The sequence below is a fragment of the Kitasatospora sp. NPDC058170 genome, assembly GCF_042883905.1.
In the GTDB taxonomy this organism is placed as follows: Bacteria; Actinomycetota; Actinomycetes; order Streptomycetales; family Streptomycetaceae; genus Kitasatospora.
This window is the reverse complement of record NZ_JBHVUV010000012.1, coordinates 115,942-142,823: the sequence shown is the minus strand read 5'-3', so window position 1 is coordinate 142,823 and position 26,882 is coordinate 115,942. Positions and strand designations below refer to the sequence as shown.

The window sequence follows — 26,882 nt, the reverse complement described above, 5'->3', positions numbered from 1 at the left end:
CATGTGGTGTCCGGCGTCGGCGGCCTGCTGGTACAGCCGTTCCGCGCCCGGCGTGTCCCCGGCCCGCTCCCGCCGCTCGGCCAGGGTCACCAGGGCCATGTGGTGTCCGGCGTCGGCGGCCTGCTGGTACAGCCGTTCCGCGCCCGGCGTGTCCCCGGCCCGCTCCCGCCGCTCGGCCAGGGTCACCAGGGCCTGGGTGTGGCCAGCATCCGCGGCCTGCTGGTACAGCCGTTCCGCGCCCACCAGGTCCCTGTCCCACTCCCGCGACCAGGCCAGCCTCACCAGGGCCGAGCAGTCTCCGGCGTGCGCGGCCCGCAGGGAGAGGCCTGCTGCGATGCGGAGGCGGCCCCGCTCTTGGGCTGCGGCTGCTAGTCGGGGCAGGTCGGTTGTGCTGGCGTGCTCTTGGGCGGCGGTCCAGAAGGGCTCGGGTGGGAAGGTGTATCGGCGGGTGGTGCGGGCGTGGTGGTCGAGGTAGTCACTGAGGCGGTAGACGTCAGGGAGAGGGCCCATGCCATCGGGGTTCGCGACGGGTTCCAGGGCCGCGGCCACGGCCCTGACCTTCTGTCGCGCGTATTCGAGGGCGTGGTCGAACCAGGTGTCGGGGTCAGCGGCGGCGCGTTGCTCCTCGGTCAGGAAGGCCTGGGCGGCGGCCTTGAGGAGTGCGGCGGGCAAGGGGGAGGTGTGGCCGAGGCGGCGGGCATCCATGGCCGCGGTGATGACGGCGTGGCCGTAGGGGCCGTGGGGTTCGGTGGCCTGTTCGTAGTGGTCGACGAGTTGGGGGCCGGCCGCGAGGGTCTGGGTGATCTTTCCGCCGGTGCTGGTGTGCGCGGCTGCGGCGATTGCAGGGTCGCGCTTCACGAGCGGGTTCTTGAGGGACTCGGTGGTGAAGGAGGCGGGGACGTCGACCACGACGGCCCAGGCGAGCAGGGCACGGGCGTTCGGGTGGGCGTCTTCCCCGCCCGGGCCGGGTTGGGGTGTGGCGGTGAGGTCGCGGTGGTACTCGGGCCACAGCGTGCCGAGGATCACGACCGGTCCAGTGTCTTCCAGGCGGCTGTGCAGCGCGGCGGCGGCTTCCTCCCCCTCGGTACCGCGGAGGTAGTTCTGGGCTTCGTTGAGCCACAGGACGGTGCGCGGGGCGAGGGCGCCGGCGTCGAGCAGGGCCAGGAGCCCCTCGGGGGTCTTGGGGTAGACGAGCTGCCAGTCGGGCAGGCAGGCACGGACGGCCTCGAAGGCGGTGCGGGTCTTGCCGGCGCAGGACGCCCCCCGCACGAGCGCGAACATCGTCTGTTCGCTGCGGACTGCGTTGCGCAGGCGGTTGCGCAGCTGCTGGTCGTGGGTGCGTTCGAGGTACGCCGGAAGCACGAACACGCCCTCGGCATCGGTGGTGTTGATGCCGTGGATGGCGGGGTGGACGCCGAGGTGCTGCGCGGTCCACTGCTCGACTGGTCGTGGCCGGTCGAGGCGGGCGGTCCTCCTGTTCCCCGGGTAGTGCTGGTGGAGGTTCTCGATGGTCCCGGCGACGATCGCGCCGTTCGTGCCCTGGACCGAGCTGGCGAGGCCCGGGACAGCAGTGGTGCCGGGTCCGCTCAGCCCTCGGGCGTTCCCGGCTGCGGAGGGTTTCCCAGGGTCACGCTGCCCATGGTCCAGGCGGCGGCGGACCCGTGGTCGGCTCGGATGCCTACGTTCCCGCCGACGGCCGCACCGCCGTCTCCCGCCGAGACTCCGCCGATGGTGCGGGACAGGGACTGCAGCTCCTTCACAGCGCTGTCCAGGGCCGCGCCGAAGCCGGGATCCTCTTCAACAGCTTCGTCCAGCGCATCGTGCACCCGTCGCCGGGTACGATCGCTCGGCCTGTCCTGCCCCGCCGCGGCCTCCTCGGCCAGCTTCTTGAGCGCGGAGTCCTCGCCCAGCTTGCGGCCGACCAGGTCGTCGAGCCGGTCCATCGCCGTGTCCAGCGTGCGGTCGACCTCCCCGTCCGCCCGGCCGGCCACCCGCTTCGCCTTGCGGACCGCCCACGCGAACACGTACCCGACCGCAATCTCGATGCCCGTCATCACACTCCCCAGACTGCCACTGACAACCCATCAGACCGTACCCGCAGCTCACCGGGCGAAGAAGGCGATCGCGAGAAACGGGTGGAAGGCCGACTGATGGGGCTGACCCGGTCAGAACAAGGCCGGAGGCTCCTGCGGCTCGTCTTCCGGGAGCCTGTCCCGCCAGGCGCTCGACGAGCTTCCCGACCGCGTCCAGCTCGCCCGGGCACAGCGCGGCGAGGGCCTGCTCGGCGGCGGCGGTGCGTCAGCTCTGTGCGATGTCGTCGCCCGCTTGCCCGGCACCTTCAGTTGTGCCTGCCTTCTCGCGCATCTTGCGCACCAGCTCCGCCTTCTGGTCGGCTGCACCCTGGCGGTCGAGGTTGCGGTGCGGACCGTTGTTCTGCCGTTCGGTGCGGGAGAGCCTCTTGCGCTGGCCGCCGCCCATGCCCACGGGGTTGTTGATGTTCTTGCTCACGGTCGCGGGTCTCCGGTTAATGATGTGAAGTGATCTACGGATTCATCGGTGGGGGACGGGCAGCGACGTCGAAGGATGTCAGCGGGGGCCCGTCACGCTCTCACTCGTAAATCGGCGTCTGGAAGAACATGACAAAGACGTTACCTGGTTCCGCTAGCCCCGCATACCAACCTTTTCGCTACCCCGGCGTCGGTCGGGCCTTCGACGCCCGCCCGGGGGCACCAGCCGCTTCCTTCTGGGAATCTCAGTACTGCCAGGCCCTGCCGGTCCCACCTGCCCGGGCAGGTCCAGATGGACGCTGCTGGGCCGCTGTGGGCATTGTCAGTGGTCGGAACAGGCGGACGATACGGAAGAGATCATGCGAGTGCCGCGGCGAGCTCGTCCGGTGAGGATCACGACGGCGCTCCGATCATCGGCGGCTGGGACTCGCAGGCGTGGTTGAAGAGGGCGTAGGTCGCCGAAGTGGGTTGGATGATCCCGGTGTTGTGCCAGAAGGAGACCTGGCCCGCGACCATGCCGGGGTAGATCCGCATCGGCAGGGCCGCGACGATCTCCAGCGTCCAGCGGTGACAGGACGTGGTGTGGCCCAGATCGGCCGACAACCGGAGAAACAGCCCGCGGCGGCCGTTGCTGCTGCACCCGATCAGCCGCATCGCGAACAGGCTGCTGCCGATCACCTCCTCGGTGTGCCCGAGGTACATGCGATGCGGGTCCAACTCGAACCCGTCCTCCGGCAGCTCGACGCCCGTCCAGGTGCCGGCAGCATCATCGAAGACCTTGAGCTCTCGGCCCAGGTGGTAGTTGATGCTGTTCGGGTTGACGCCGGCCCGGTTGTACGGGGAGAAGACGATCTCGCCCTGGTCGATGAACCGCCGGATCGCCTCGCCGGTAAGGATCACCGGTCTGCCTTCCGCTCGACGCGCATCGGCAGGAAGGTGGCGGAGCGGATCACCTGTGAGGGTTTCCAGACCACTCCGTCCTCCGCATGGAGCCGGCAACCCCGCCGGGCGACGGCACGCAGCACTGCGGCGGCCTCCATGCGGGCCAGCGCGGCACCGAAGCAGGCGTGCGGGCCGTAGCCGAAGGCGACGTGCGGGTTCCGCCGACCGGGACGGAACTCCTGCGGGTCCTCGAACACCGCCGGGTCACGGTTCGCAGACGCCTGGAGCAGGACCAGCCGACGGCCCGCCGGCACCGGTATGCCGAGGACCTCGCAGTCTTCCGCGGCCGTCCGGGCGGTGATGAGCGCCGGGCCGTCCAGGCGCAGGACCTCCTCGACGAAGCCCCCGACGGACCCCGCCGAAGCAGCTGCCGCTCGGGCCTCCTCCGGGTGATCGGCGATTGCCCGGAGGACCGCGCCGATCAGGCCGGTTGTTGTCTCGTGGCCGCCGATCAGCAGAGCGATCAGGTTGGAGACGGCTTCCTCGAGCGTGAGGCGTTCGCCCTGCTCCTCCACTTCCACCAAGGCCGAGACAATGTCGGCGGACGCATGGATGCGGCGTTGCTCGATGAGCCCGGTGAAGTAGTCCCACAGGCCCGCCCATGCGGCGGCGAGCTGCTTCTCCTGACTGTCGGTGAGCGTCGGTTCAGTGAGTAGGATGACATCGTCGGACCAGCCCTTGACGAGCTCCCGATCGCCTTCGGGAATGCCCAGCAGTGCACAGATCGTGTGGACCGGCAGGGGCTCCGCGACACTGCGCACCGAATCACCTCCGCCGGCCATAACGAACTGCGAGACCAACGCATCTGCCACCACGGCGATCTGCGGCTCCAAGGCGGCGATGCGGCGCGGAGCGAAAGCCCGCGCCAACAGTCCCCTCAATCGCGGGTGCTGCGGCGCATCCGCGTAGAGCACCCAGGACATCACCGGCTCCAGCGCCGGGCGGAGGCCCGGGTTGATCTCGCCCACCAGGCCGGCAGCAGTCGGCGCGCAGACGAACCCCGGGTGCCTGAGCAGGTGGCGCACCTCCCGGTAGCGGGTGAAGACTAGCCGTCCGCTGCCGAGCTCCTGACAGTCGATGGCCCGAGGGCCGACGCCCAGCGCCGCGAGCGCGGCCTCCCGCTCCGGACCACCAGCGAGTGCCGCCAAGACGGTTGTCTGATCCACGTGTTGCCTCCCGTCCGCCCGGAAGTCCGCGAAGAGCTGCTCTGGCCGCGTCGTGGAACCGACGTCGTAGCACCAGGTTCAAGCCCACAAGCAGCAACCAGGCTGTGGTGTAACGAGGTTCGATGGGCCGAAGGGGGGCGCCTCTCCGCGTAGGCTGGCGCTCGGTCCCGCTTCCGACCGTGAACCGATGATGACGCTACGTCAGACCAACGACAAGAGGGTCGGAAAGGAAACCCTGTCCTTTTCGCCGAACCGGCATATGCGAGCAGCTGTCCAAGCGCTAGCCTTTCCCAAAGAAGGGGAGGTGCTGCAGTGCCCGTCGAGCCGACACCCAGGCGACGCCGTCTCGCCAGCGAGGTCCGGCTTGCTCGCAAGCGCCTCGGCTGGAGCGTTGAACAAGCAGCCGTCGAACTCGGATACGCCTCCGCGTCCACCATCTCGAAGATCGAGAACGGCACTCAGGGAATCAAGCCGCAACAACTCCCGCACTTCTTCGCGGTTCTTGGGATCACCGAGCCTGCGGTGCAGGAAGCCTGGCGCGACATGGTCCGGAACGCTCGCGATCAAGACTGGCACCAGCGCTACCCCGGTGTCGCCGACGACCCACTCGGCGACTACCTCGCCAACCTGGAGATCGCATCCAGCCTGTTTATCTGGTCCCCCGTGGCCGTTCACGGCCTACTCCAGTGCGACGCCTACGAGCTGGCTGTGATCATCGCCGGCCGTGCCTGGAAGAGTGACGAGGACATCAAGCGCTTCATCACAGTGCGGCGCAACAGTCGACATGCCGCCCTCTCTCGCAAGACCCCGCTTCGGATTCGGGCAGTCCTGACCGAAGCCCAACTTCGCCAGGAGGTCGGCGGCCGAGCCACAGCCCGCGCCCAGGCACTGCACCTCATCGAACTGGCCCGCACGCACAGGAACATCGTCATCCAGGTGATCCCGCTCTCGCGCGGCGCGCACGCCGGCTGCGACGGCCCGTTCATGGCGTGGACGTTCCCGACCGGACACGACTCCGTCACCATCGAGGGCATGAAGACCGCCCTCCACCTCAACGACCCCGACACCGTCACCGACTACCACACCACCAGCGACCACCTGAAGACGGACGCACTACCGCCGAAGGAATCGCTCGAACTCCTCGCTCAAATCGCCAAGGACCTCTCGTGACCCACGATCTCGCGCCCCGCCGCCCTGTGTCTGATTCCGACAGCATCGTCACAGCAGAAGAGAAGAACTCCCTTGATCCAGCCTGGGTCAAGGACCAACTCGAACGCGCGACGTGGCTGACAGCAAGTACCGGCGGGAGCAACTGCCTTCGGGTCGCGTTTCTTGACCGTGGGCTCGTCAGCACCGGCGACTCGCTGAATCCTGACCAAGATCCCCTTCTCTTCGCAGCAGGCGAGTGGGACGACTTCCTCGCAGGCGCCAAGGCGGGACGGTTTGATCGTCCCTGACTCTACAGCGCGGGGTACGTCGACTCGGCATCGGGGCGGCGCGCCCGTCAGCGCTTCAGCCGAGGCTATGGGCGGCTGAGCGTCTTCTTCTCAAGTCCCGTTTGCCAACGGGCTTCTGTGTGGTTTCCCGGCAGTGACAATGCGTACAGGCTGGATCGTTGCTCGTCGCCTGCGGGCTGGCCGTTCAGCGGGGAAGGTGTCCGAGTGCTGCGTATTGCCCAGCTCTGCCAGCGACGTGGTTGGACAAGGTATCTGACGTTCGACATCGAGCTGAGCAGAGCCCGGAAGCTGGCTGCGCAGAGGGACGACAACCGGGACCTGCTGTTCGTGACGGTGTCGCGTCGGACCTTCTACCGTTGGATGGGTGACGGCTACCGGCATGAGCCGCGGCCGGAGACCGTGCGCGTCTTGATGTACATGTTCGACATGCTCGATGAGCCGCCGATGGCCCTGTTTGAAGAAGTCGGGGACGCCACTCTTGGCGCGGCTCCAAGCCCCTTCGATGCGAGTGCTCTGCTGGGCATCGGATCGGCGCCTTCGGCCGTGGACCCGGCACTCCTGACCCTGGCCACAAGCCAGATCACCGAGATCGTCGAGCAGTACGAGATGCTCGGGCCTCAGCAGTTGACGCGTGAGGCGCTGCTTCTTCGGTCCATGCTTCACGTGCTTTTCGGCGGACGTCAGTCGCTGCGCCAGCGTGAGCGCACGATGCAGTTACGTGGACAGGTCTCGGCCCTGCTCGGGTACATGTCGGTCAACTCCGGCCAGCCGCGGTCAGCTGAGGGCTACCTCGCCGAAGCCATGGGTGTGGCAGTGGAGATCGAGGACACCGCGCTCCAGATGTGGGTGCTCGGCACGCAGTCGTTCAGCCTTTACTACCAGCAGGATTACAAGAAGGCGGACGAGGTGGCGCGGATGGCGGTCGAGCTGGACCCGAGCAGCCCGCTGGCGATTCGCCCGCTCATCAACGGGCGAGCCCGCGCGCTCGCCCGCCTCGGGGTGAAGCGCGAGGCCGAGTACGTGATCGGCGCCGCACTGGCCCTGACCGGACGCGCGGACGACCTGCCGGAAGGCGTGAGTTCCTGCATCTCATTGGGCGCGTACTCGCCGGCCCGCACGCTCGCCAATGCGATTACAGCGCACCTATCCCTCGGCGACACCTCGAAGGTGTTCTCCCTCGCCAAGGAGATCGAGCCGATGGTCGTCTCCTCTGAGTCGGTCTGGACGCGAGCCCTGGTGGGCCTCGACCTCGCAACCGCGCACCTCCAGGGCAACCACCCCGACGTCGAACAGGCCATGGCGCTGGGCACCACCGCGATCGAGGCCGGCGGGATGCCCCCGATTCGCTCGGTCCACCAGCGAGGTGGCGAGCTGCTGCGACAAGCTGCTGCCTGGCGCGGCGAGGCTGGGGTGCGGGAGTATGCGGAGCGGCTGCGTTCCTGGGAGGCGAGTCCTCTCGCGGCCCCGCTCGTGGCGAGCGCGACGACCTAGCAAGGAGTTCTGGCACGTGCTTCTGACCGACAGCCGGGCGTTCCCGGCCGAGCCTCCCGCCGACCTGGACAGCCCGGAAGCGATCACCGCACACGACCAGTCGGTGTTCGACGCGACCGCGACCATGAAGAATCACTGGGACCGGGCGGGCTGGAGCTCGGAGCGACGTGCGTTGTACTGGTTCCTGACCTTCCCGGACGATTCCGCTCTGATCGGAGCGGCCCGCGCGTGCCAGGAGGGGCTCGACGGGCTCGGCCTGGACCTGGTCCCGTCGGACGGTCTGCACGTCACCGTGGCACGGATCGGCGAATCCGCGGACACCTCTCCGGAGGTGCTGGCGGAGCTGGTTCGGCGGGTTAAGCATCGCGGGTTGAAGCGCTTCGAGATCGCGGCACATCCGCTGGCCGGCTCTCAGGGGGCGGTCCGTTTCACTCTGGCGCCATGGCGGCCTCTGGTGGCACTTCACGCAGCACTGGCTGCCTGCGGGCGGGAAGCCGGGGTGCCAGGCGGCCGTCAGACCTCCTCGTTCCGGCCGCACCTGAGCATCGCCTACAACCCTTCGGTCCGGCCGGCTCAACCGATCATCGACCAGGTCTCGCGACTCCGGGAGATCCCGCCGGTCCCGCTGGAGGTCACCGGGGTGGACCTCGTGGAGCTGCGCCGGGAGGCACGTGAATACCGGTGGGAGGTTCTCCACCGCCTCGAACTTCAGTAGGCGGCGGATTCGGCGCGGGATTCGCATGTCAAGCTGAGGTTCCACCGGTCACTGGATCTTGGCGAAGTCCAGGGTGTGGTGGTGCAGCTCCGCGCGTACCGAGGCATAGACGCTGTCGGCGAGTTCGATGTCGGACTCGCCGAACGCGTACAAGTTGGTGAAGTTCTGGACGATATGCCGGCGGTTGCCGAAGCCGGCGACCACGACCGTGTTCGGGCTCCGCTCGATGCAGTGTCGCAGGGCGATTGCCGCCTCGCCGCCCGGAAGGTGCGAGACATGCTCGCGGAGCGGCCGTAGTCCTCGGCGGAGGGCAGCCCACGCGGAGGCGGACAGGTCAGGCATCGGCGAGATGCGGCCGCGGGTGTCGGCGAGAGTACCTCTGGCCAGGGGAGCACAGAGAAGGAGCCCAACCTTGCGCCGCCGGGTGAAGGTGAAGAGATCCTCCCCTTGAACGATGACGAGCTGCTGCAGCGGATTGAAGCGGGTCAGGACGACGTCCGGTTGAACGACCTCGAAGACGCGGGCGAACCGTTGCGCCTGGTCGGCCCCGGTGGTTCGGCTCGGGTGGGGGCCGCGCAGTCCCACGGCACCAATGACCCCCAGGCGCCGGAACGCCGCCAAGGCTTCGGCTGCTTCGTGGAGGTAGCGGTCGTCCGGCCCGAAGTCGAGACTCGGCAGGACGTAGAGCGCGACGTGGTCGTCCCGGAGGTTGTCCAGGGTCTGCTCCAACTGGTGACGCACGTGAGGTGATGCGTAAAGGTGAGGCGCGGTTCCGACATTCTGGATTTTGGTGACGATCTGGAGCCCGGCGCCTCGGTGCTCTTCGATCAGCTGACTGAGAATTCGCTCGGCGTGGCCTTGGCCGTAGGTGTCCCCTGTGACGAAGAGAGTCGCGCCGGCTTCTACGGCGGCACGAAGTGCGCCGAGCGTCTCGCGGTCCTGCCGCAGGCCGCCGAGGCCGGTCGAACGGCATCCGACGCCGAGCGGGTGGGCTTGGATCGTCCTGCTCAGGTGGCGTACAGCCGGGCTGGGCAAGGTCACCGAGCCACGTCCTTCTCCGGGCCGAAGAGTGCGGTGACGACCGTGCCTCCGGGGAGCAGCTCGACGCACCATGCGGTCGCGCAGTGGTCCACCAAGGCCAGCCCTCGTCCGCCTTCGGTCAGTTGGTCGGTGGAGCCCAAGCAAGTCGGATCGTGAAGGACGGATGCTCGGCGGGCGATGATGTCCGCCCCGTTCCTGGCGTCCCTCACCGCGATGGTGATCCCGCTCGGGTACCAGCGGATGGTCAGTTCCTCCGCACCGCCCGCATGGTTGATCGCGTTGGCCACGACCTCGGTGGCGACCAGAACGGCGTCATCGAGTTGCGAAGCGGAAAGCCATCCGAAGACGACCTGCTTCACCATGGCCCTGGCGTAGGAGCACGGCGAGACGTGTGTGTTCAGCAGGGTTCGTCGTTCGCCGATGACATCGCCGAGTCGGAATTGCCCAAGCGTGGTGGAGGTTGCGAAGCCCACCGGCGCCTCCCTGCAACGTAGCCGTCGGATGCAGGTAGTCCTGCCCGCCCTCTCACCATCAGGCAGCGCGGGCGGCAAACCAGTGCCAAGCCAGTGCCAATCCGGCGCCGCCGGGAGCTGCCGCGCCATCGCCAGAACCTGACAAACCATCCCGTACGGAACGAATCTGCGGAACGGATTGCGTTGAGATTCAACGAACTTGGCACTGCCATGGCACTGGTTTGCCGTCCGCCCCGCCGCAGAGTGGAGCCGACGGTCCCGTTGAGGTCGTGGAAGCGCCTTCAGGGCAGCCTGCGGCTGCTACAGGGGCAGGACCCATGGCCGTCGCGCCCGGCCGTCACCGGCGCCATCGTCACCGCCCCTCACCATCTGGCCAAGGAGCAACCGTGAACCCCCACCCTCACCTCCCGGTCCTGGGCGACCTGGTGGCCGGCACCGCCGGTGCCGTCGCTGCCATCCACGTCAGCTCCGAGGGGCTCGTCCTCGGCACGTCGCCGGGTATCGGCCTCGACGAGGCCGACACCTGGGCCGCCCTGATGTCGGGCCTGGGCGCGATGAGCGCCAGGAGCGTCGGCATCGTCGGCCACCTCACCTCGGGAGAGCACGCCTGGGGACACAGTGTGATCGAGGACCGCGCCGGCCGGACCATGACGCTGGTGGGCGCGGCCGATCACTCGATGCTCGCCGTGGTGGGCGCCGAGGGAGCGGACCTGGGTGAGATCGCGGCGCGGCTGATCGTCCTCGCGGACCAGGGCCTCGCTGCGGCGGTGGCGGCGTGAGTGCGGCCCCGGCTGATCAGCCCGCACCGGCCGGGCAGCGCCCGCTGGCCTGCGTCCTGGCCGCAGCCCACTTCCCCGATCCGCGCAGCCCGCGCTCGACCGGCCCCGGCCCGCCGCGTAGCGGCACCGCCCCCTTTCCGCCCTTCGCTTTCACCCGAACTCGCCACGAGGAGCTTCGCCATGCCCGTTTCCCTGCCCGAACGGCCGGACCTGTCGGATGCCGAGGTGCTGCTGCTGCGCCAGGTGGCGGGCGGCCACCTGAACGCGGCGGTCAGCCGCGCCACCGGCATCCCCGAGAAGTCCGTCGCCGCCGCCGTCAACGCGCTGATGTCCAAGCTCGGCACCGCCAACCGCCACCACGCCGCCGCGCTCGGAGCAGCCTGGGGATGGGTGCGGGCCGAGGACGTCCCCGTGATCAATCCCAGTGGCCAGCAGCTGCCCAAGGGCCGCAGGAAGGTCCTCGAAGCGCTGGTCGCGGGGGACGAACCGGAGACGGCCGCCGGGCGGCTCGGCCTGTCCGAGAACACTGTGCGGGTCTACATCCAGGACGTCCTGCGCGCGCTGGGGGTTCGCTCGCGGCAACAGGCCGCGGCAATCGCCCTGCTCACCGGCATCGTGCCGCCGAGCGCCCTGGGCGACGGCTGGCCGGACACCGGGCTCGCGGCGGTCCACGGCCCGGCCGACCGGCAGCCCGCCGGGGTGAGCTGATGTCGCGCGCGCGTCGGTTGACGGCCGTGCTCGCCGGGGCGGCCTGCCTGCTACTTGCACTCGCGGCCGGCGCGGCGACGACGGCGGCGGTCCGGTACGAGCACGCCGTGCACGGACCGGTGGTGCTGGCCGGCACCACCTACACCGCCGGGCTGCTCCTGCTGATCAGCGCCGGGCTCCTGGGCGCCGGCCGTGCCGCAGAGGACGTCCGGTGAGCGCCCTCGGTGCGCTGGGGCAGTTGAGCGCGGACCAGGCCGCCGTCCTGGACCGGGTCGGCGCGGGGATGACCAACAGCGAGATCGCCGTCGCCCTCTCGCTCGGGCTCCAGGCCGTCCGGCGGCTGATCGCGCAGTCCCTCGTCCGTCTGGACGCGGAGGACCGCATGTCGGCGTTCGTGCGGGCCTGGCAGTCCGGTCAGATCCCGCACGCCCGACCGGTGGGGCGTGCTCCTGCGCTGAGCGGCGAGCAGACCCGGGTGCTGCTGATCTGGGCGGCCGGCGGCAGCCAGTCGCACGTCGCCCGCGCCCTGCACATCTCCGAACGGACAGTGAGCCGATGGGAACAGAGCATCCTCACCGCCCTCGGCGCCCGCAACCGCGCAGTCGCCGTACGCAGCGCCCTTGAGCACCGGCTGATCGATCCGGGCCGCGAGAGCCTCGCCGCCCTGTGCACCGAACCCATGGCGGCCGATTCGGGCCAGGGCCGCACCCGCCAGTTCCCCGACGAGGAGACGAACGATGCCGAGATCGGCACCACCCCGCCCGCGGCGCATCCCGTCGAGGAGGTCCTGCACTCCGCCGCAGGCGTGATCGTGCACCTCGGGGCGCTGGCCGGGCTGCCGTTGGCGCCGTCGCTGCCGCAGATCCTGCTCGGTGCACCGCCCCGCGACCGGACCCCGGCCGTCGTCCGGCTCCTGCACCGGGCGCTGGCGCTGGGAAGGCCGTGCGCCCTGGTGATCCCGCCGGGCGCCGGCAACGCGGTCAGGGTCGCGTCGGCGGCGGGCCTGGACTGCGCGTGGTCCGGCGCCGTCCGCCAGAGCGTCGCCAACCCGGCCGCGGCCTACGCGGCAGCGGCCCACCAACTCGGCGCCGCCCCGGACCGGTGTGTGGTGCTGTGCCCGGGCGACCAGGCCCCAGCCGCGGCATCGGTGGGCCCCATGCAGGTCCTGACCACAGCGACCGCTGCCCGGACGGTCGCCCGCCGCAGCCCGCTGCCCGCGGTCAGCAGCCGGGACCGCCAGATCGCCGAGCTCACTGCCCGCGGCTACCCCACCGCCCGGATCGGCGAACAGCTAGCCGTCGGCGAGCACCTGGTTCACTCCGAACTGGCCGCGATGCGCGAGCGGTTCGCAGCGGCGGACGACACCGAGCTGGTCGCCCGTCTGATCACCGCCGAACTGATCGACACCCGGCACCTACGCGCCGAGCTGCCCGCGCACGCCCCGGACCTGGACCAGGTCGAACGTGCCGTACTCGCACTGATGTGCGCGGGCGGCCCGACCCCGGACGGCGTCCGCGCGGCCGGCCTGACCTGGCGGGAGGCCCGCGCCGCCGAGACACGCGCTGTCCAGACGCTCTCCCCGCGGCGCAGCCGCACCCACGCCGTCGCTGTGGCCCTGGTCACCGGTGTCGTCGCCCCTCCCATCCCGCCGCCCACCAGTCTCCCGGAGCCCTCCGTGCCTCGTGCCGCACCGCGTAGACGCCCCCGCACCTCGCCGTCCCGGACCGGCGGCGTACGCCCCGGCCGCCTGGCGGCCGAGGGCGAGCACGCCCCCGCCGGCCGGTGACCCGCGCCACCGGCGCTCTGCAGCACCTGCGGGCGCCCGCTCTGCCAACTCCGGGGAGCGGACCGGTCGTCCTGCTGACCGGTGCATCGACCGGGCGCCCCCACCCGCTGACCGCCCCGAGCCCTCCGACCACGTCAGGACAACCCGCATGCCCGCACTCGACCAACCTCCGATCAGAGACCTCGCGCCCGTCGGCAACGGCCGCTCCACCGCCCTCGTCGACCGCACCGGCACGATGGACTGGCTGTGCCTGCCGGAGTTCGACTCCCCGGCCGTGCTCGCCGGCCTACTCGGCAGCCGCCGGCACGGCTCCTGGACCGTCGCCCCCACCGCGGCCCGGCCGGCCGCAGTGACCAACCGCGCCTACCGGCCCGGCTCCCTCGTGCTCGACCAGGTCTGGGAGATGCCCGACGGAACCCTGCGGGTCACCGAGTTCATGCCCGCCACCGGCGACGACCGGCCCGCCCAGGTGATCCGGCTCGCGACGTGCCTGCGCGGACGGGTGACCGTGACCTCCCGGATCCTGCTCGCCGCCGACTACGGCCGGGCCCCGCTCCGCCTGGGCGCCACCGAAAGCCCCGGCGGCGTACGGCGCCTCGCCGCCGACCACCAGGGCGGCACCCTGTTCCTGGACGGCCCCGGCCACCGGGTCAACCGGCGCGGAACCGCCAGCGCCGAAACCGTGCTGACCGCAGGGCAGCACGCGGCGTACGCCCTGACCTGGCAGCAGCCCGGCGAACCGACCCCGCCGGTCCCCGACGCCCAGCAGGCGCTGGCCGCCACCCTGCGTGAGTGGGATGCCTGGAGCGCCCGCAGCACCTATGCCGGGCCTGACCGCAACGCGGTCCTCGGCTCCCTGGCCGTCCTCGCTTCACTCGTCCACGCCCCGACCGGCGCGATCATCGCCGCCCCCACCACCTCCCTCCCGGAGGAGATCGGCGGCGAACGCAACTGGGACTACCGGTACTGCTGGCTGAGGGACTCGGCCCTCACCGTCATGGAGCTGCTGCGCGCCGGCGACTACCTGCCCGAGGTACGGGCGTGGCGTCGCTGGCTGACGGAGACGATTACCGACCCCGCCGATGTCCGGATCATGTACCGCCTCGACGGCGGCACCGAGCTGCCCGAGACCGTGCTGGACCACCTGCCCGGCTACCAGGGCTCCCTTCCGGTCCGCACCGGCAACGGCGCCGCAGACCAGCTCCAGCTCGACGTGTTCGGCTACGTCGCGCAGACCCTGCTGGCCGCCGAGGACGCCGGCCTCGAGCCCGACCCCGCCACCGACAAGCTCCTGCTGGGCCTGGCCGGGGTCGTCGCCGCCAACTGGCACCGGCCCGACCAGGGCATCTGGGAGATCCGCGGCCCCGAAAAGCACTTCACCCACTCCAAGGCCATGTCGTGGGCCGCCCTCCACCACACCGCCGCTCTGCTGGAGCGCCGCCCGGACGCGGACCGGCCCGCCCTGCAGTGGCTGCGGGATACAGCGACCGCAATCCACGCCGACGTCCTTGCCAACGGCTACGACCCGGATCGCAACACATTCGTCCAGGCGTACGGCAGCCGGGCGCTGGACGCCTCCCTCCTGCTCCTGCCCCAGTTGGGCTTCCTGCCGCCGGACGACAAGCGGATCATCGGCACGATCGAGGCGGTCCAGCGCGACCTCGCCACCTACGACGGCGCCGTGCTGCGGTACCGCACCCACCACGACGCCGACGCCAACGTGGACGGGCTGCCCGGAGACGAAGGCGCCTTCCTCGCCTGCTCGTTCTGGCTCGTCACCGCCCTCGCGCTGGTTGGCCGTACCGGGGAGGCCCGCGAGCGCATGGACGCGTTGCTCGCCCTGCGATCGGACCTCGGCATCCTCTCCGAGGAGTACGACCCGGCCACCGGTGACCACCTCGGCAACACTCCGCAGGGGCTGAGCCACCTAGCGCTCCTCAACGCCGCCCGCGCCCTCGCCGCCGCGACGGCCGGCCCGGCCGCCACCGTGGTCCTGCCCTGGCAGGCCACCCCGGTCGCCACCGTGTTCTGACCGTCCGACCCGGCCCCCGCCCAAGCCCCCCACCCGGCCGACCGCTTCAGGAGAACCCCTTGCCCACCATCACCGTCGGTTCCTTCAATCTCGGCCACGACGGCTTCACCCGAAACCCCCGTGGCGGAGGCCACTTCGACCGGTGGCACGCGGCGCACGAGGTCCTCAGTGGCTTCCCGCTTGACGTGCTGTTCCGGCAGGAGATGAGCCACTCGGCCGCCGACGGCAGCCGGCTGCTGCACGAGGCGGAGCGCACCCTCGGGATGCGGGGCTTCCTCGCCCCTTCCGCGCCCTCGGAGTCCCCCAACTTCACGGGCCTGTTCGTCCGGGAGGACACCTTCCGGGTCACCGGCGTCTGGCCGCAGGAGAAGGACTGGTGGCTGCCGCCGTGCGTGGTCTCTGTCCGGTACGCCGAGACGGGCGTCCCCCTCCAACTCGCCTCGGTCCACCTGAGCTACCGCTCACCGCAGCGACGCCAGATCGAGGCCGACAACATCACCACCTGGCACCGGCCGAACCTGGCTGTCCTGGTCGGCGGCGACTTCAACTCCTACAGCGGGTCGGGCGTCGAGCAGCAGCCCTTCCCCGACTGGCCGAACCTCCTCGACCGCACCCACCAGGAGCACCGCACCCGCGGCGGCAGGTTGACCGACACCGAACCGGACCGGATCCTCACCGCCGTCGGCATCGACGACATCGCCCTCCACGCGGCCACCCGCCTCGGCCAGGCCGACGCGCTCGCCGCCACCTCGAGCATGGACCCCGCCACCAGGAAGCGGCAGGGACCGGCCCAACGGATCGACTTCCAGCGCGCCTCCCGGGTGCTGCTCCCGGCCCTGCGGGACTTCCGCGTCGTCCCGCTGCCTGACCTGTCCGACCACCCGCTCACCATTTCGGTCTGGGACGCCGACGCCTTCATCGCCGGGCTGGAGAAGCACTGCACCTTCGACTACCGGCGCCCCAGTCGCGCCTGCACCGCCCTGGAGGAGTGAAGACGCAGGGAGAGCACGGCCGGCCAGTCGTGGTCGCGGGCCCCAGGGCTGAATCCAAAGGAGGGGAAGACGAGTGACCTGCGCCGGCTACTCAGGCTGCTATTTCCACCCGCAGGCGGGTGAGGGTGCCCAGCGCCTGCTCGTGGACATCCGGGAGTCCGCTGCTGGCGCGGATGACCCGCTGAACTTGGTGCGGCAGCCGGTGAAGCTCGGCGCCGTCCAGAGCAGCGTGCATCTGCTCGCCGGCCGCGTCCCGGTCGCCGCGTCGGAGCAGGATCTGGCCTGCGGTGATCGCGGAGATGATGCGCCACTGCGGGCTGGTCTGGAATCCCGGCGCGGGGGCTCGTTCCAGGAGTTCGACGGCGCCGGGAACGCGGCCGGTGGCGGCGAGGCCGCGCAGTTGGACCTCGTGGAGGGTGAACTCGGAGAACAGCGGAGTGGCGTTGGCGGTGTCGAGCAGACGCTTGCTCTCCGCGACGGCGTCGTCGAAGACCGTTGTGGCGCCGGCTGTCCCGGCGGCGCGGGCGAGGAGGATGACGGACGCGGCACGCTCGTCAGGGGTGCGGGAGAGGTCGCGGGCGCGGCCGAGGCGTTCCAGGGCGGCGTGGTGCAGGCCGGCCTTGCGCAGTTCATTGCCGTGGTGGCGCAGGGCGTGGGCGTGCAGGGCCCGGTCGTCGAGGCGGCGGGTGATGGCGACGCCTTTGCCGGTCCAGCGTGCTGCGGTGGCGAGGCGTTCTTCGGGCAGGACGTGGCCGAGGGCGACGCCGAGGCCAACGCAGGCGCTGGCGAGCAGGCGCAGGACGTCAGTGTCGGTGTGGCCGTCGGCGGCGCGGGCTTCGAGGCGAGCGACGAGGGGCCAGAGTTCGTCGACGGCGGCGGCGGCCTGTCCGGATTGGCGGGCGATCTCTGCCAGGCGCAGGACGCTCTCACCGAACTGGATCATGGCGTGGTGGTCTCCGTCGGCGTCGTCGGTGATGCCGAAGACGTGGGGTGGCAGGCCGAGGCGTCCGGCGATGTGCCGCAGCGCGCCGATGTCGTTGATGGTGCGGCTTCCGGTCTCCACGCGGGAGATGTAACTGGTGGAGTAGCCGAGGAGGGTGCCGAGTTCCTCCTGCGGCAGCTGGTTCAGCTGCCGGTAGAAGGCGAGGATCTCGGGCAGGCTGCGGCGGCGCAGGATGTCCTGCGCCCGGGGGGTCGTCCAGTGCCAGCGGATTCCGCTGTGCGGGTCGCGGCGTGTCAACGGTCAGGCCCGCCCCTGCAGTTCGTACCAGCGGGCGATGGAGTCCTTGTACCCCTGCGGCATGACCAGGCCAGGCACCTCGTCGCGGGTGAACAGCGCGGCCTCCTTGTGCTCGTGGCTGACGACCGGCGGCCGGTGGGCATCGGCGGCGGTGCAGCCATAGGTGACGATGAAGACCTTCCGGCCGGGGATCGGCTCGTACATCCACACGTCCAGCAGCTGGCCGGCGGTGGCCATCCAGCCACTCTCCTCCCGGATCTCGGTCTCCACCCGCTGTTCCGGTGCCTCGAGGCCTTCCAGCTTTCCGCCGGGCAGCTCCCACTCGGCCCGTTCGTTCTTCAGCAGCAGCACTCGCCCCTGCGGGTCGAGGACCACACCCTTGATCGAGATCGGGAAGGCCGGCGGCACATAGGGCTGTTCAGTCATCTCTACTTCCACGGTGCACGGACGGGCACGGGCCCGTCGAACGTAGCAGCCGGCCGCCGCAGCACGCTCATGCGCTGCAGTGATCGATCTTTGACAATTTGTCACTTCACTCGGGGCGGGTGCGCCCGCCAGAGTGTTTCCTCTCCCATCCGCCCGTTCTCACGAGGGGGATCCTCCATGCCGTCTTCCGGTACCGCACTGCCTGCCACGGACGAAGAGTTCACCCTCGGCGCCCTGGGTGGTGACGGGTTGGAGCGGGCCGCGGCCGTGCTCTGCGAGCGCGGCCTGGTGCGGCTCTCTCGCCTCGGCGGTCGCAGCGATGTGCTCGACACGGCGGCTCTGCTGATGTCCGCGCGGTGGCAGCACCGCGACGCCGATCCGGACGGGTTGACCGTCATTCGCGACACCGGCCGGCACGAGGGCCGGGCGGGCTTCGCCGGCCTGGGGCGCGGCGACCTCGCGCTGCACACCGAGTGTGCCCAGCTGCCCCGACCGCCGCGGCTGATGCTTCTGGCCTGTGCGCGGGCGGCCGAGGAGGGCGGCGAGAGCCTGGTGGTGGACGGCCGAAGCGTCCTCGCCGAACTGGTCGGCTCCCACCCGACCGCGCTGGAGGCCCTCTCGGCGCCGCGGGCCGCGTACTTCGGCGGATCGGACGGCCACTTCGCCCCCGTCCTGGAGCACCTGCCCGACGGGCGATGGCGTCTTCGGCTGCGCCAGGACGAGCTGGCCCGGTTCTCGCCCGAGGCCGAGGCCCATCTACCTGCCCTGCGCCGCGCCGTCGAGCGCCACACCACCCGCCTGCGCCTGGCCTGCGGGCAGGGCCTCGTGCTGGACAACCACCGCGTCCTGCACGGCCGCACCCGCTTCACCGGGGAGCGGCTGCTGCTGCGGGCACTCGGACAGCCCCACCCCTCACTCGGCCTGCACGCCGGATTCCCGGCCCCGTGGCCCGCCCCCCGCCCAGCTGGCACCGCACCCCCGCTGGACCGCGGCTGACAACAGCATCCGGGGGACATTCGCCCACACGTCTTCCGGGCGTGCCCTACGGCCCGCCCCGGACTCACCGACTCCTGGTGATGCGAGGCGCATCCCGCGCCCCGACGCCAGGTCCCGCAAGGGAAATCCCAACAGGAGAAACACATGGCCCAGACGATCACCGCCGAGACCAATGCGACTGCCACCGTCGGCGACGACTTCGACCTCGACGTCCGCACCGTCGAGACCACCGACGCGGCCAGTCTGCAGGTCCTGACCGACGACGGCTGCGGCAGCACCTGCGGCGCCTGCACCACCGGCCTGCACTGACCCACCCGGCCGGAGCCCCGGGAAGCACACCCCCGGGGCACCGGCCGCCACCCCGTCTCGTTCCGCCCCGACCCCGAGGTCCGCCACCCATGCGCCCAACCGCTTCCACGGCTTCCTACCGCGCCGCCGACGTGGCTCTCGTGCGTGCCGTCGCGCACCCCGCCCCTGCGGTGCCCGCCTGGCCGGACCTCGACGAGGCGGGCAAGGCCGACCGTCAGCTGAAGTGGCTTCGCGAGGTGTGGGCGGAGCCGAGCCTCGCCGAGGCCCTCGAACAGGCCAGCCCTGTCCTCGCCCAGCAGGTCCGACAGCTCACCGCCGCCGCCGGCCCCGAGCCTCGCAAGGTGCGGCACGCGGCACTCTCCACCGCTCGCTACGTGCTGCGAGCCTCGGGCCGCGCCACCCCGTTCGGCTACTTCGCCGGCGTGCAGGGCGCCTCCTTCGCCCCGGTGTCCGCCCTGCGCTGGGGGCGCGGACACCGCGCCACCCGTACAGTCTCGGCGGCGCGGCTCGACGAGGCAGTGGGCCAGTTGGAGCGACTCCCGGGCCTGCTGAACCTCCTCGACGTGATCGCGAACAACACCGTCCAGGTGCGCGGCGATCGCCTCGTCGTTCCGCACCGCCCGCTCGCCCGACCCGGCCTCAGCACGGCCGCCGCCGAGACGACCCTGCGCCGTACCCGCCCCGTCGCCCTCGCTGTGGATACCGGCCGCGACCTGGTCCGCTTCGGCGACCTCGCCGAGAAAGTCCGCGCCGAGTTCCCCACCGCGACCGGCGAGCAGGTCACGAAGGTCCTGACCGAACTGGTCGCCCACCGCGCGCTGATCACCAGCCTGCACGCGCCGGCCACCGACCCCGAGCCCGTCACTCACCTGCACACCATCGTGGAGGGCGCCGGCGCCGCCGAACTGCCGGGCGTCGCCGAGATCCTGGACAACCTGCGCACCGCCGGCACCGACGCGGCGGGGTCGGCTGTCGACCTGCGACTGGACGCCGACATCGTCCTCCCGCAGGCCGTGGCAGACGAGGCCGCCCGCGCCGCCCTCCTCCTGACCCGACTCAGCCCGGCTCCCAAGGGAACAGCGGCGTGGCGGGCCTACCATCAGCGCTTCTACGAGCGGTACGGCCGCGGCGCGCTGGTGCCGCTGCTCGACGTGGTGGCGGACAGCGGCATCGGCTGGCCTGACGGCTACCCGGGTGCCCGGCCCGCCGACCGCCCGCGGTTCGACGCACGCGACGAACTGCTCGCCGCCCTAGCCCAGCGCGCGGAGCTCGACGGCGAGCGCGAGGTCGTCCTGGACGAAGCCCTGCTCGACTCACTCGACCTCGCCGGGGACGAGCCGCGGCTGCCCCCGCACCTGGAGATCATCGCCCGCATCCACGCTCGCACCCGGGAAGACCTCGACCGAGGAGCCTTCCGCCTGGGGGTAGTCACGGCGTCCCGCGCGGCCGGCGTCTCCGTCGGCCGCTTCCTCCACCTCCTCCAACCCGCACATCGGGCCGCGTTCACCGGCCTGATGACCAGCCTGCCGACAACGGACGAGCACACCGTCACCGCGCAGCTCTCGTACCCGCCGCTGGACGGGGCGAGGGGTCACGTCGCCCGCAGCATCGCCACCGGCCAGTTGGTGATCGCCCTCGCCGAGCACCGCCCATCCGCCGACGGTGTCCTCGGTCCCGAGGACCTGGCGGTGGGCTGCGACGGGCGGCGCATGTACCTGGCCGCGCCCGCGCTCGGCGTGCGGATCGAGGCCGCCGCCACCCACGCCCTGAACCTGCGCACCCACACCCCGCCGCTGGCCCGGCTGATCACCGAGCTGTCCCGCGCACATACCGCGCAGGTCACCCGCTTCTCCTGGGGCGCCCTCGGCGCGCTGCCGTTCATGCCCCGGCTTCGGCACGGCCGCGTCATCGTCTCAGCCGCCTCCTGGCGTCTGAGCCGCTCCGAACTCCCCGCCACGGCCGCCGGGTTCGCCGAGTGGGACGAGATGCTCTCCGCGTGGCTGGTGCGGCGCCGCGTCGCCCGGCACGTCACCCTGGCCGCCGACAGCCAGGGCCTGCCCCTGGACCTCCACCATCCCGGTCACCGCGTCCTGCTGCGCGAGCACCTTCGCTCCGCCCCGCACGCCGTCCTCGTCGAGGCCCCAGAGCCGGCCGACCTTGGCTGGGCCGACGGCCGGGCCCACGAGATCGCCGTCCCGGTCACGGCCACCCGGGCCCCGGCCTGGCCGCGCCTGCCCAAGCCCACACCGGCCAGGATCCTGCGACGCGGCCACGGCGACGCCCCCGCCACCTCCCCGATGCTCCTCGCCTCCCTCTACGGCGACCTGGAACGCCAGGACACCGTTCTCGCCCGCCACCTGCCCGACCTGCTGGAACGCCTCGGCAACCCGAGGTGGTGGTTCGTCCGCTTCCGCGACCCACGCCAGCACCTGCGGCTGCGCATCGCCCTGCCCACCCCGGACGCCTTCGGCCCCGCCGCCACGGTGGTCAGCACCTGGACCGCCGAACTCCACCAGGCCGGGCTGCTGTCCGAGGTCGTGTACCCGACCTCCTACGCGGAGACCGGCCGGTGGGGCGAAGGCCCCGCCTGGGCCGCCGCCGAGCAGGTCTTCCGCGCCGACTCGGCCGCCGTCCTCGCCCAACTGACCCAGATCGCGCTCCCCGGACGCGAGGCCCTACTGGCCGCCCACGCGGTCGCCATCGCGGCCGGCTTCACCGGATCGGCAACCGCGGGGCTGCGCTGGCTGATCGCCAATGTCCCCGCCAAGCCCCCGGCGACCAGCGCCCGGCCGGTGTTCGCCGAGGCGGTCCGCCTCGCGGATCCGGCTGGCCGCTGGGCCGCACTGCGCGCCGAGCCAGGCGGCGCCGCAGTCGTCGACGCCTGGGCCCCACGCGATGACGCCCTGGACGCCTACCGCCGTCACTTCCCCGGGCCGTACACCCAAGGTGTGGCGGCGGACGACGTGCTCGGCTCCCTGCTGCACTGCAGCTTCGTCCGGGCGCATCGCATCGACTTCGACGACGAGGCCCAAGTCCTTTACCTGGCCCGCGCTGCCGCCCTCGCCCGCCTCTCCCGGGACGGTGACCTGTGAACGCCCCGCACCCCGCCCTTCGGCTGTCCGACCAGATCGCCGAACTGCTCACCGACCCGGCAGCTGCACCCGTCGCCTGGTCGTCGCGCCCACAGTGGCGTCAGTCCCTCGCACACGGCGCCCCGGGCATCGCCCTGCTCCACATCGAGCGCGCTGCCACCGGGCTGGGCTCGTGGGAACCGGTGCGTGCCTGGCTGTCGATCGCGGTCGGCGCACCGGTCACCAGCGGGACAGACAGCTACCTCTACTACGGCGCCCCGGCGCTCGCCCACGCCCTCACCTGCGCCGCCCAAGCCCGCCCCGGCACCTACCGGCGCGCCCTCGACCACCTCGACCAGATCGTGGCCGCCGACGCAGTGCGCCGCTGCGACCAGGCCGAGGCCCGGACCGAGCGCGGCGGCCTGCCGAAACTCGCCGAGTTCGACACCATCCGGGGACTGACCGGCATCGGCTCGGTCCTCCTCTGCAGGGCCCCCGACGGAAAGCCGATCCGGCGGATCCTGGCCTGCCTGGTCCGCCTGACCGAGGACGGCAAACACGGCGGGGAGGTCCTGCCCGGCTGGTGGACACTCGACGGCCCGTCCGGCGAGCGGGACCACCGGTTCCCTGGCGGCCACGCCAACAGCGGCCTCGCGCACGGGATCGCCGGGCCGCTCGCGCTCCTCGCCCTCGCTCTTCGCCGCGGCGTCGAGGTCGACGGCCAGCGCGAGGCGATCCGCACCATCCTGGCCTGGCTGGAGCGCTGGCGCGACGGCCACGCCTGGCCTTACTGGATCACCCTCGCGCACCTGACCGGCCCAGAGCGCAGACCGCTCGCGCCGCAGCGGCCGAGCTGGTGCTACGGCACCGCCGGTATCGCCCGCGCCCAGCAGCTCGCCGCCCTCGCTCTCGCCGACCCGCGCCGGCGCCACGCCGCCGAGAGCGCGCTGGCCACCGCGCTGGTCGACGCGAAAGCTCTCGCCGCGACCACCGACCTGTCCGCTTGCCACGGCTACGCCGGGCTCGCCCACATCGCCCACCGCGCCGCCGCCGACGCCTCCCCGCGCAGCGCCGGCCGGCTTCGCTCGGCCGCCGCCCTGCTCCTGGACACCACCCACCCTCCGCACGCCGACCCCGACGAGCAGGCCCACCACCTCCTGGCGACCGCGGGCCCGGCCTTCCTGGAAGGCGCCGCCGGCACCGCCCTCGCCCTGCTCGCCCCCGCAACCGGCACCACCCCCGCGACCCGCTGGGACGCCTGCCTCCTGACCGCCTGACCGAGGACCGATCCGATGACCACCGGCTGGATCCAGCACGACCTCACCTTCACCGACCCCGCCACCGTCGAACCAACCGCCGCCCACCACCTGGCGCCCGTGCTCGCCTTCGCCCAGGACAACGGCGACCTGGACGGCTGGTGGTACATGCGCAAGAAGGGGCTACGACTGCGCTACCGGGCCACCGCCGCCGTGCCCGTCCTCACCTCCCTGCTGGACAGTCTCGCCGAGGAGGGCCTCGTCACGGGCTGGGCCACCGCGATCTACGAGCCCGAGACCGAGGCGTTCGGCGGCCCCGAGGCCATGGAGATCGCCCACCGCCTCTTCCATGCCGACAGCCGCCACCTGCTGGCCCGGGCCGCCGAGCCGAACCCGCCCGCCCTCGGCCGCACCGAGACCGTCGTCGTCCTCGTCTCCGCCATGCTCCGCGCGGCCGGACTCGACTGGTACGAACAGGGCGACGCCTGGGCCCAGTTCGCGACACTCCGCGACACCCCGGCACCTGTGGCCCCCGAACGCGCGGTCACCCTGGCCGCGGCCATGCGCCACCTGATGCGCCTCGACACCTGGGCTCTCACCCGCGACGCCACCCCGCTCGCCCACCACGACGGCTGGGTCCACGCCTTCGAACAGGCCGGGCAGGACCTCGCCCGCCTCGCCCGCGACGGCCGCCTCACCCGCGGGCTGCGGGCGGTCCTCGCGCACCACCTCCTCTTCCACGCCAACCGCTCCGGCCTGCCGGTCGACCACCAAGCCGCCATGGCCGCACGGGCGTTGGACGCCGTCTTCCACTCCGACGAGGGCCCCGCGCCCTCGATGCCCACCATCCGCACCACTACTAGGGTCACCCATATGACTACTCTCAGCAGCGAAACCGCTTCTGCCACCCCGACCGCCGAGGAGCTGCGCGCCGCCCTCACCGACCGTTTGCTCGAACAGGGCACCATCCGCACCACCGCGGTCGAGAACGCCTTCCGCACCGTCGCCCGCGAGCACTTCCTGCCCGGCTTCCCGCTGGAGACCGCGTACGCGGACAACCCCACCTACACCAAGGCCGACGGCTCCGGCACGCAGATCAGCGCCGCCTCCCAGCCCGCGATCGTCGCCCTGATGCTGGAGCAGCTCGACCCGCAGCCCGGCGAGCGGATCTTCGAGGCTGGCGCGGGCACCGGCGTCAACGCCGCCTACATGGGCCACATCGTCGGCCCCTACGGGCACGTGACGGCCGTGGACGTGGACGAAGACCTGGTCGACGGCGCCCGCAAGCACCTCGCCGACGCCGGGGCCACCAACGTCGAGGCGGTGCTCGGCGACGGCGCTCTCGGCCACCCCGCGGGCGCCCCGTTCGACCGGATCATCGCCACCGTCAGCACCAGCGAGATGCCCACCCCGTGGCTGGAGCAGGTCAAGCCCACCGGCCGGATCGTCCTGCCACTGCGGCTGCGCGGCACCGCCTCCCGCACCATCGCCTTCGAACGTCGCGACGACGGTTGGGTGTCGGTCGACGACCAACTCGCCGTCTTCATGCCGCTTCGCGGCAGCATGGACGACGCCCGCCGCACCGTCCACCTGACCGGCGAGGGCGACGTCACCCTCCAGGTCCACAAGGATCAGGACGACGCGGTCGACGCCTCCATGCTGCTCGGCGTCCTCGACAGCGGACGCCACGAGACCTGGACCGGGGTCACCATCCCCGGCGGCACCACCTACGAGTACCAGGACCTGTGGCTGGCCCTGACCCTGCCCAACTCCCTGATGCGGATGAGCGTCACCGGCACCGCCCGCGAGCGCGGCATCGCCACCCCGATGTTCGGGTGGGGCGCCATGGCCACTGTCCAGGGCGGCTCCCTCGCCTACCTCACTCTGTGCCCCGCCGAGCCCACCTCCGAGGGCCGCAAGACCTACGAGACCGGCGTCATCGGCCACGGCCCCGACGGCGCCGCACTCGCCGACCTCGTCTCCGAGGAGATCCGCATCTGGAACGCCGGCTACCGCGACCGGAGCCTGCGCATCGAACTCCCCGACACCCCCGCCATCGCGGACCGTACGGCGGGCCGCTTCGTCCTGGACCGGCCCAACCACCCGATCACCGTCGCCTGGGAGTAGCCGCCGTGCACCCGACCGGACCCATCTCCCGGCGCTTCCCGCTGGTCGCCAGGATCCGGCCCGCGTGCCTGCCCCTGGAGGCCCGTGTCGGCCGGCTCCGCGAGCTGGCCGACACGGCCTCCCAGCGAGCAGACCCGGGCCGGGCATCCACCGTCTTCAACCAGGCGGCCCTCCTCGCCTCCGACGTCGGCCTTCCCGAGTACGCCCGCGAGCTGTGCCACCGCCACGCCGACCTCTACCTGCCCCGGGGGCCGCTGCCCGCCATGAGTGCCATTCGCGGACTCGAACCGATCGTCAACCTCGCCCGCCTCCACATCCGCGCCGGCCACCACCAGCGCGGCCACCGGCTCCTCCTCGACCTCTACCGCGCCGTCACCACCGCCAGCACCACCGCGCTCGACGGCATCACCGTCCCGGCCGAGCTCACCGAGACCCACGAACAGCAGACAGAGGTGCGGGCGTGGCTGTGGCGGGTCGTCATCGCCGACGGCACCCGCGCGCTGACCACCGCCGGCCGCTGGAGCGAGGCGCTGCGCCACATCGAGGAGCACCGCGGCATCGGGCGACGCATCCTCGACGGCCGCCAGGTCGCGGTCCTGGCCGCCGCCTCCACCGGCGACCTGCCCGCCGCCCTCGCACTGCTGGAGGAGGCCGAACCGGGCGACCCGTGGGAGGACGCCGTCACCACCGTGCTCACCGCGCTCTGCAGTTCCGGCGACCAGCGCGCCGCCGGGCGCGCGATCGACCACTGCCTCGCCTTCGAACCCGTCGAGGGGATGGCCGTATTCACCACCCGCCTCGCCCTCACCGCCGTCGACGCGGCCGGCCCCGACACGGCCGCCGCCCGAAACCTCCTCGTGCAGCTGACCAGCCGAACGGGTGAATCCGGTGACGGCTACGCCCTGCGCGATCTCCTCACCCACGACGGCACCCGCAGCCATCTCGAACCGGGTCGGCGTAAGGCGCTCGAACGGGCGCTCGCCGCCTGCGCACTGGACTCCGGCGCCCTACCCAGTCCCCTCCGCAACCGACTGGAGGAATCCCTGGGCCATGCCGGGAAGGTGCTCGAAATGTCCCCGTTCGACCCGGGCTCGCCTGGTGGAAATCCGCTTGAACGACGCGCTCGAACAGCACCATCATCAGTCGCCCACCCGCACGTGAAGCCATCCAACTCGACTACCTGACAGTTCACTTGATGCGCTCGGGAGGCGATGGGAGCTTCACGTGCCCGAATGCAGCCGCGCCCGGAGGAGCCTCGTGAACAGCTCGACGAGGCTGACGCAGTCGAGGAGGCTGGTCAGGATCGCCATGTTGGCACGGTAGGTGCGGCCCATGGGCCCCGCCTGGAGGCTCGCCGCTGATGACGCA

At 71.6% G+C, this 26,882-nt stretch carries 25 protein-coding genes; 16 read left to right on the top strand and 9 right to left on the bottom strand.

Going from position 1 to position 26,882, the window contains the following annotated elements:
* From ACFVVX_RS15770 to ACFVVX_RS15750, 5 genes are all read right to left on the bottom strand, one after another.
* Positions 1–1,368 (bottom strand): tetratricopeptide repeat protein (locus tag ACFVVX_RS15770; RefSeq protein WP_387945664.1); only part of this gene is annotated, 1,368 nt, incomplete at its 3' end.
* Positions 1,369–1,586: 218 nt separating this feature from the next.
* Entirely contained in the window at positions 1,587–2,057 is a 471-nt protein-coding gene (locus ACFVVX_RS15765) for a hypothetical protein (RefSeq protein ID WP_387945662.1), read from the bottom strand.
* A gap of 241 nt (positions 2,058–2,298) precedes the next feature.
* Positions 2,299–2,508 (bottom strand): DUF6243 family protein, encoded by a 210-nt coding sequence (locus ACFVVX_RS15760; protein ID WP_387945660.1) that lies wholly within the window; start codon positions 2,506–2,508, stop codon positions 2,299–2,301.
* 392 nt (positions 2,509–2,900) lie between these two features.
* Positions 2,901–3,407 carry a deoxycytidine deaminase gene (locus ACFVVX_RS15755; protein WP_387945658.1) on the bottom strand — a complete coding sequence of 169 codons (507 nt, stop codon included), beginning with the start codon at positions 3,405–3,407 and terminating at the stop codon, positions 2,901–2,903.
* Entirely contained in the window at positions 3,404–4,615 is a 1,212-nt protein-coding gene (locus ACFVVX_RS15750) for a cytochrome P450 (RefSeq protein ID WP_387945656.1), read from the bottom strand. The genes ACFVVX_RS15755 and ACFVVX_RS15750 overlap by 4 nt, the downstream gene beginning before the upstream one ends.
* Before the next feature lie 312 nt (positions 4,616–4,927).
* Here ACFVVX_RS15750 and ACFVVX_RS15745 point away from each other — a divergent pair, with 312 nt between their 5' ends.
* From ACFVVX_RS15745 to ACFVVX_RS15730, 4 genes are all read left to right on the top strand, one after another.
* Entirely contained in the window at positions 4,928–5,785 is an 858-nt protein-coding gene (locus tag ACFVVX_RS15745; protein ID WP_387945654.1) for a Scr1 family TA system antitoxin-like transcriptional regulator, read from the top strand.
* Positions 5,782–6,072, top strand: coding sequence for a DUF397 domain-containing protein (locus ACFVVX_RS15740; protein WP_387945652.1), 291 nt, complete (start codon positions 5,782–5,784; stop codon positions 6,070–6,072). The genes ACFVVX_RS15745 and ACFVVX_RS15740 overlap by 4 nt, the downstream gene beginning before the upstream one ends.
* A gap of 204 nt (positions 6,073–6,276) precedes the next feature.
* A complete protein-coding gene (locus ACFVVX_RS15735; protein ID WP_387945650.1) occupies positions 6,277–7,563 on the top strand; it encodes a tetratricopeptide repeat protein in 1,287 nt (428 codons plus the stop codon).
* A gap of 16 nt (positions 7,564–7,579) precedes the next feature.
* Positions 7,580–8,278: a 2'-5' RNA ligase family protein gene (locus ACFVVX_RS15730; RefSeq protein ID WP_387945648.1), complete on the top strand. Its 699-nt coding sequence runs from the start codon at positions 7,580–7,582 to the stop codon at positions 8,276–8,278.
* Between the two features lie 48 nt (positions 8,279–8,326).
* On the opposite strand, the gene ACFVVX_RS15725 is transcribed toward ACFVVX_RS15730, so the two are convergent.
* Together ACFVVX_RS15725 and ACFVVX_RS15720 are read right to left on the bottom strand one after the other, a co-directional pair.
* Complete coding sequence (locus ACFVVX_RS15725; RefSeq protein ID WP_387945646.1) at positions 8,327–9,319, bottom strand: aldo/keto reductase; 993 nt, start codon at positions 9,317–9,319, stop codon at positions 8,327–8,329.
* Complete coding sequence (locus ACFVVX_RS15720; protein ID WP_387945644.1) at positions 9,316–9,792, bottom strand: ATP-binding protein; 477 nt, start codon at positions 9,790–9,792, stop codon at positions 9,316–9,318. The genes ACFVVX_RS15725 and ACFVVX_RS15720 overlap by 4 nt, the downstream gene beginning before the upstream one ends.
* A gap of 386 nt (positions 9,793–10,178) precedes the next feature.
* On the opposite strand from ACFVVX_RS15720, the gene ACFVVX_RS15715 reads away from it, so the two are divergent.
* The 6 genes from ACFVVX_RS15715 to ACFVVX_RS15690 all read left to right on the top strand — a co-directional run bounded on the left by ACFVVX_RS15715 (position 10,179) and on the right by ACFVVX_RS15690 (position 16,089).
* A complete protein-coding gene (locus ACFVVX_RS15715) occupies positions 10,179–10,571 on the top strand; it encodes a roadblock/LC7 domain-containing protein (RefSeq protein WP_387945642.1) in 393 nt (130 codons plus the stop codon).
* Positions 10,572–10,751: 180 nt separating this feature from the next.
* Complete coding sequence (locus tag ACFVVX_RS15710) at positions 10,752–11,279, top strand: LuxR C-terminal-related transcriptional regulator (RefSeq protein ID WP_387945640.1); 528 nt, start codon at positions 10,752–10,754, stop codon at positions 11,277–11,279.
* Positions 11,279–11,494: a hypothetical protein gene (locus tag ACFVVX_RS15705; RefSeq protein WP_387945638.1), complete on the top strand. Its 216-nt coding sequence runs from the start codon at positions 11,279–11,281 to the stop codon at positions 11,492–11,494. The genes ACFVVX_RS15710 and ACFVVX_RS15705 overlap by 1 nt, the downstream gene beginning before the upstream one ends.
* Positions 11,491–13,065, top strand: a complete 1,575-nt coding sequence (locus ACFVVX_RS15700; protein ID WP_387945636.1) for a LuxR C-terminal-related transcriptional regulator — start codon at positions 11,491–11,493, stop codon at positions 13,063–13,065. Before ACFVVX_RS15705 ends, ACFVVX_RS15700 begins: the two co-directional genes overlap by 4 nt.
* A 148-nt stretch (positions 13,066–13,213) precedes the next feature.
* Positions 13,214–15,097, top strand: coding sequence for a glycoside hydrolase family 15 protein (locus ACFVVX_RS15695; protein WP_387945634.1), 1,884 nt, complete (start codon positions 13,214–13,216; stop codon positions 15,095–15,097).
* 59 nt (positions 15,098–15,156) lie between these two features.
* Positions 15,157–16,089, top strand: coding sequence for an endonuclease/exonuclease/phosphatase family protein (locus tag ACFVVX_RS15690; protein WP_387945632.1), 933 nt, complete (start codon positions 15,157–15,159; stop codon positions 16,087–16,089).
* Between the two features lie 91 nt (positions 16,090–16,180).
* Here ACFVVX_RS15690 and ACFVVX_RS15685 read toward each other — a convergent pair whose 3' ends face one another.
* Positions 16,181–17,329, bottom strand: coding sequence for a helix-turn-helix domain-containing protein (locus ACFVVX_RS15685; protein WP_387945630.1), 1,149 nt, complete (start codon positions 17,327–17,329; stop codon positions 16,181–16,183).
* 3 nt (positions 17,330–17,332) lie between these two features.
* Complete coding sequence (locus tag ACFVVX_RS15680) at positions 17,333–17,755, bottom strand: NUDIX domain-containing protein (protein WP_387945628.1); 423 nt, start codon at positions 17,753–17,755, stop codon at positions 17,333–17,335.
* Between the two features lie 177 nt (positions 17,756–17,932).
* Here ACFVVX_RS15680 and ACFVVX_RS15675 point away from each other — a divergent pair, with 177 nt between their 5' ends.
* The 6 genes from ACFVVX_RS15675 to ACFVVX_RS15650 all read left to right on the top strand — a co-directional run bounded on the left by ACFVVX_RS15675 (position 17,933) and on the right by ACFVVX_RS15650 (position 26,698).
* Entirely contained in the window at positions 17,933–18,751 is an 819-nt protein-coding gene (locus ACFVVX_RS15675; RefSeq protein WP_387945626.1) for a TauD/TfdA family dioxygenase, read from the top strand.
* Positions 18,752–18,895: 144 nt separating this feature from the next.
* Positions 18,896–19,060 (top strand): FxLD family lanthipeptide, encoded by a 165-nt coding sequence (locus ACFVVX_RS15670; protein ID WP_387945624.1) that lies wholly within the window; start codon positions 18,896–18,898, stop codon positions 19,058–19,060.
* Positions 19,061–19,191: 131 nt separating this feature from the next.
* The gene (locus tag ACFVVX_RS15665; protein WP_387945622.1) at positions 19,192–22,152 is read left to right on the top strand and encodes a lantibiotic dehydratase; all 2,961 of its coding nucleotides are present in this window, start codon (positions 19,192–19,194) and stop codon (positions 22,150–22,152) included.
* Positions 22,149–23,408 (top strand): lanthionine synthetase C family protein, encoded by a 1,260-nt coding sequence (locus ACFVVX_RS15660; RefSeq protein ID WP_387945620.1) that lies wholly within the window; start codon positions 22,149–22,151, stop codon positions 23,406–23,408. The genes ACFVVX_RS15665 and ACFVVX_RS15660 overlap by 4 nt, the downstream gene beginning before the upstream one ends.
* Positions 23,409–23,423: 15 nt before the next feature.
* Complete coding sequence (fxlM, locus tag ACFVVX_RS15655; protein ID WP_387945618.1) at positions 23,424–25,514, top strand: methyltransferase, FxLD system; 2,091 nt, start codon at positions 23,424–23,426, stop codon at positions 25,512–25,514.
* 5 nt (positions 25,515–25,519) lie between these two features.
* Entirely contained in the window at positions 25,520–26,698 is a 1,179-nt protein-coding gene (locus ACFVVX_RS15650) for a hypothetical protein (protein WP_387945616.1), read from the top strand.
* Positions 26,699–26,882: the final 184 nt, after the last annotated feature.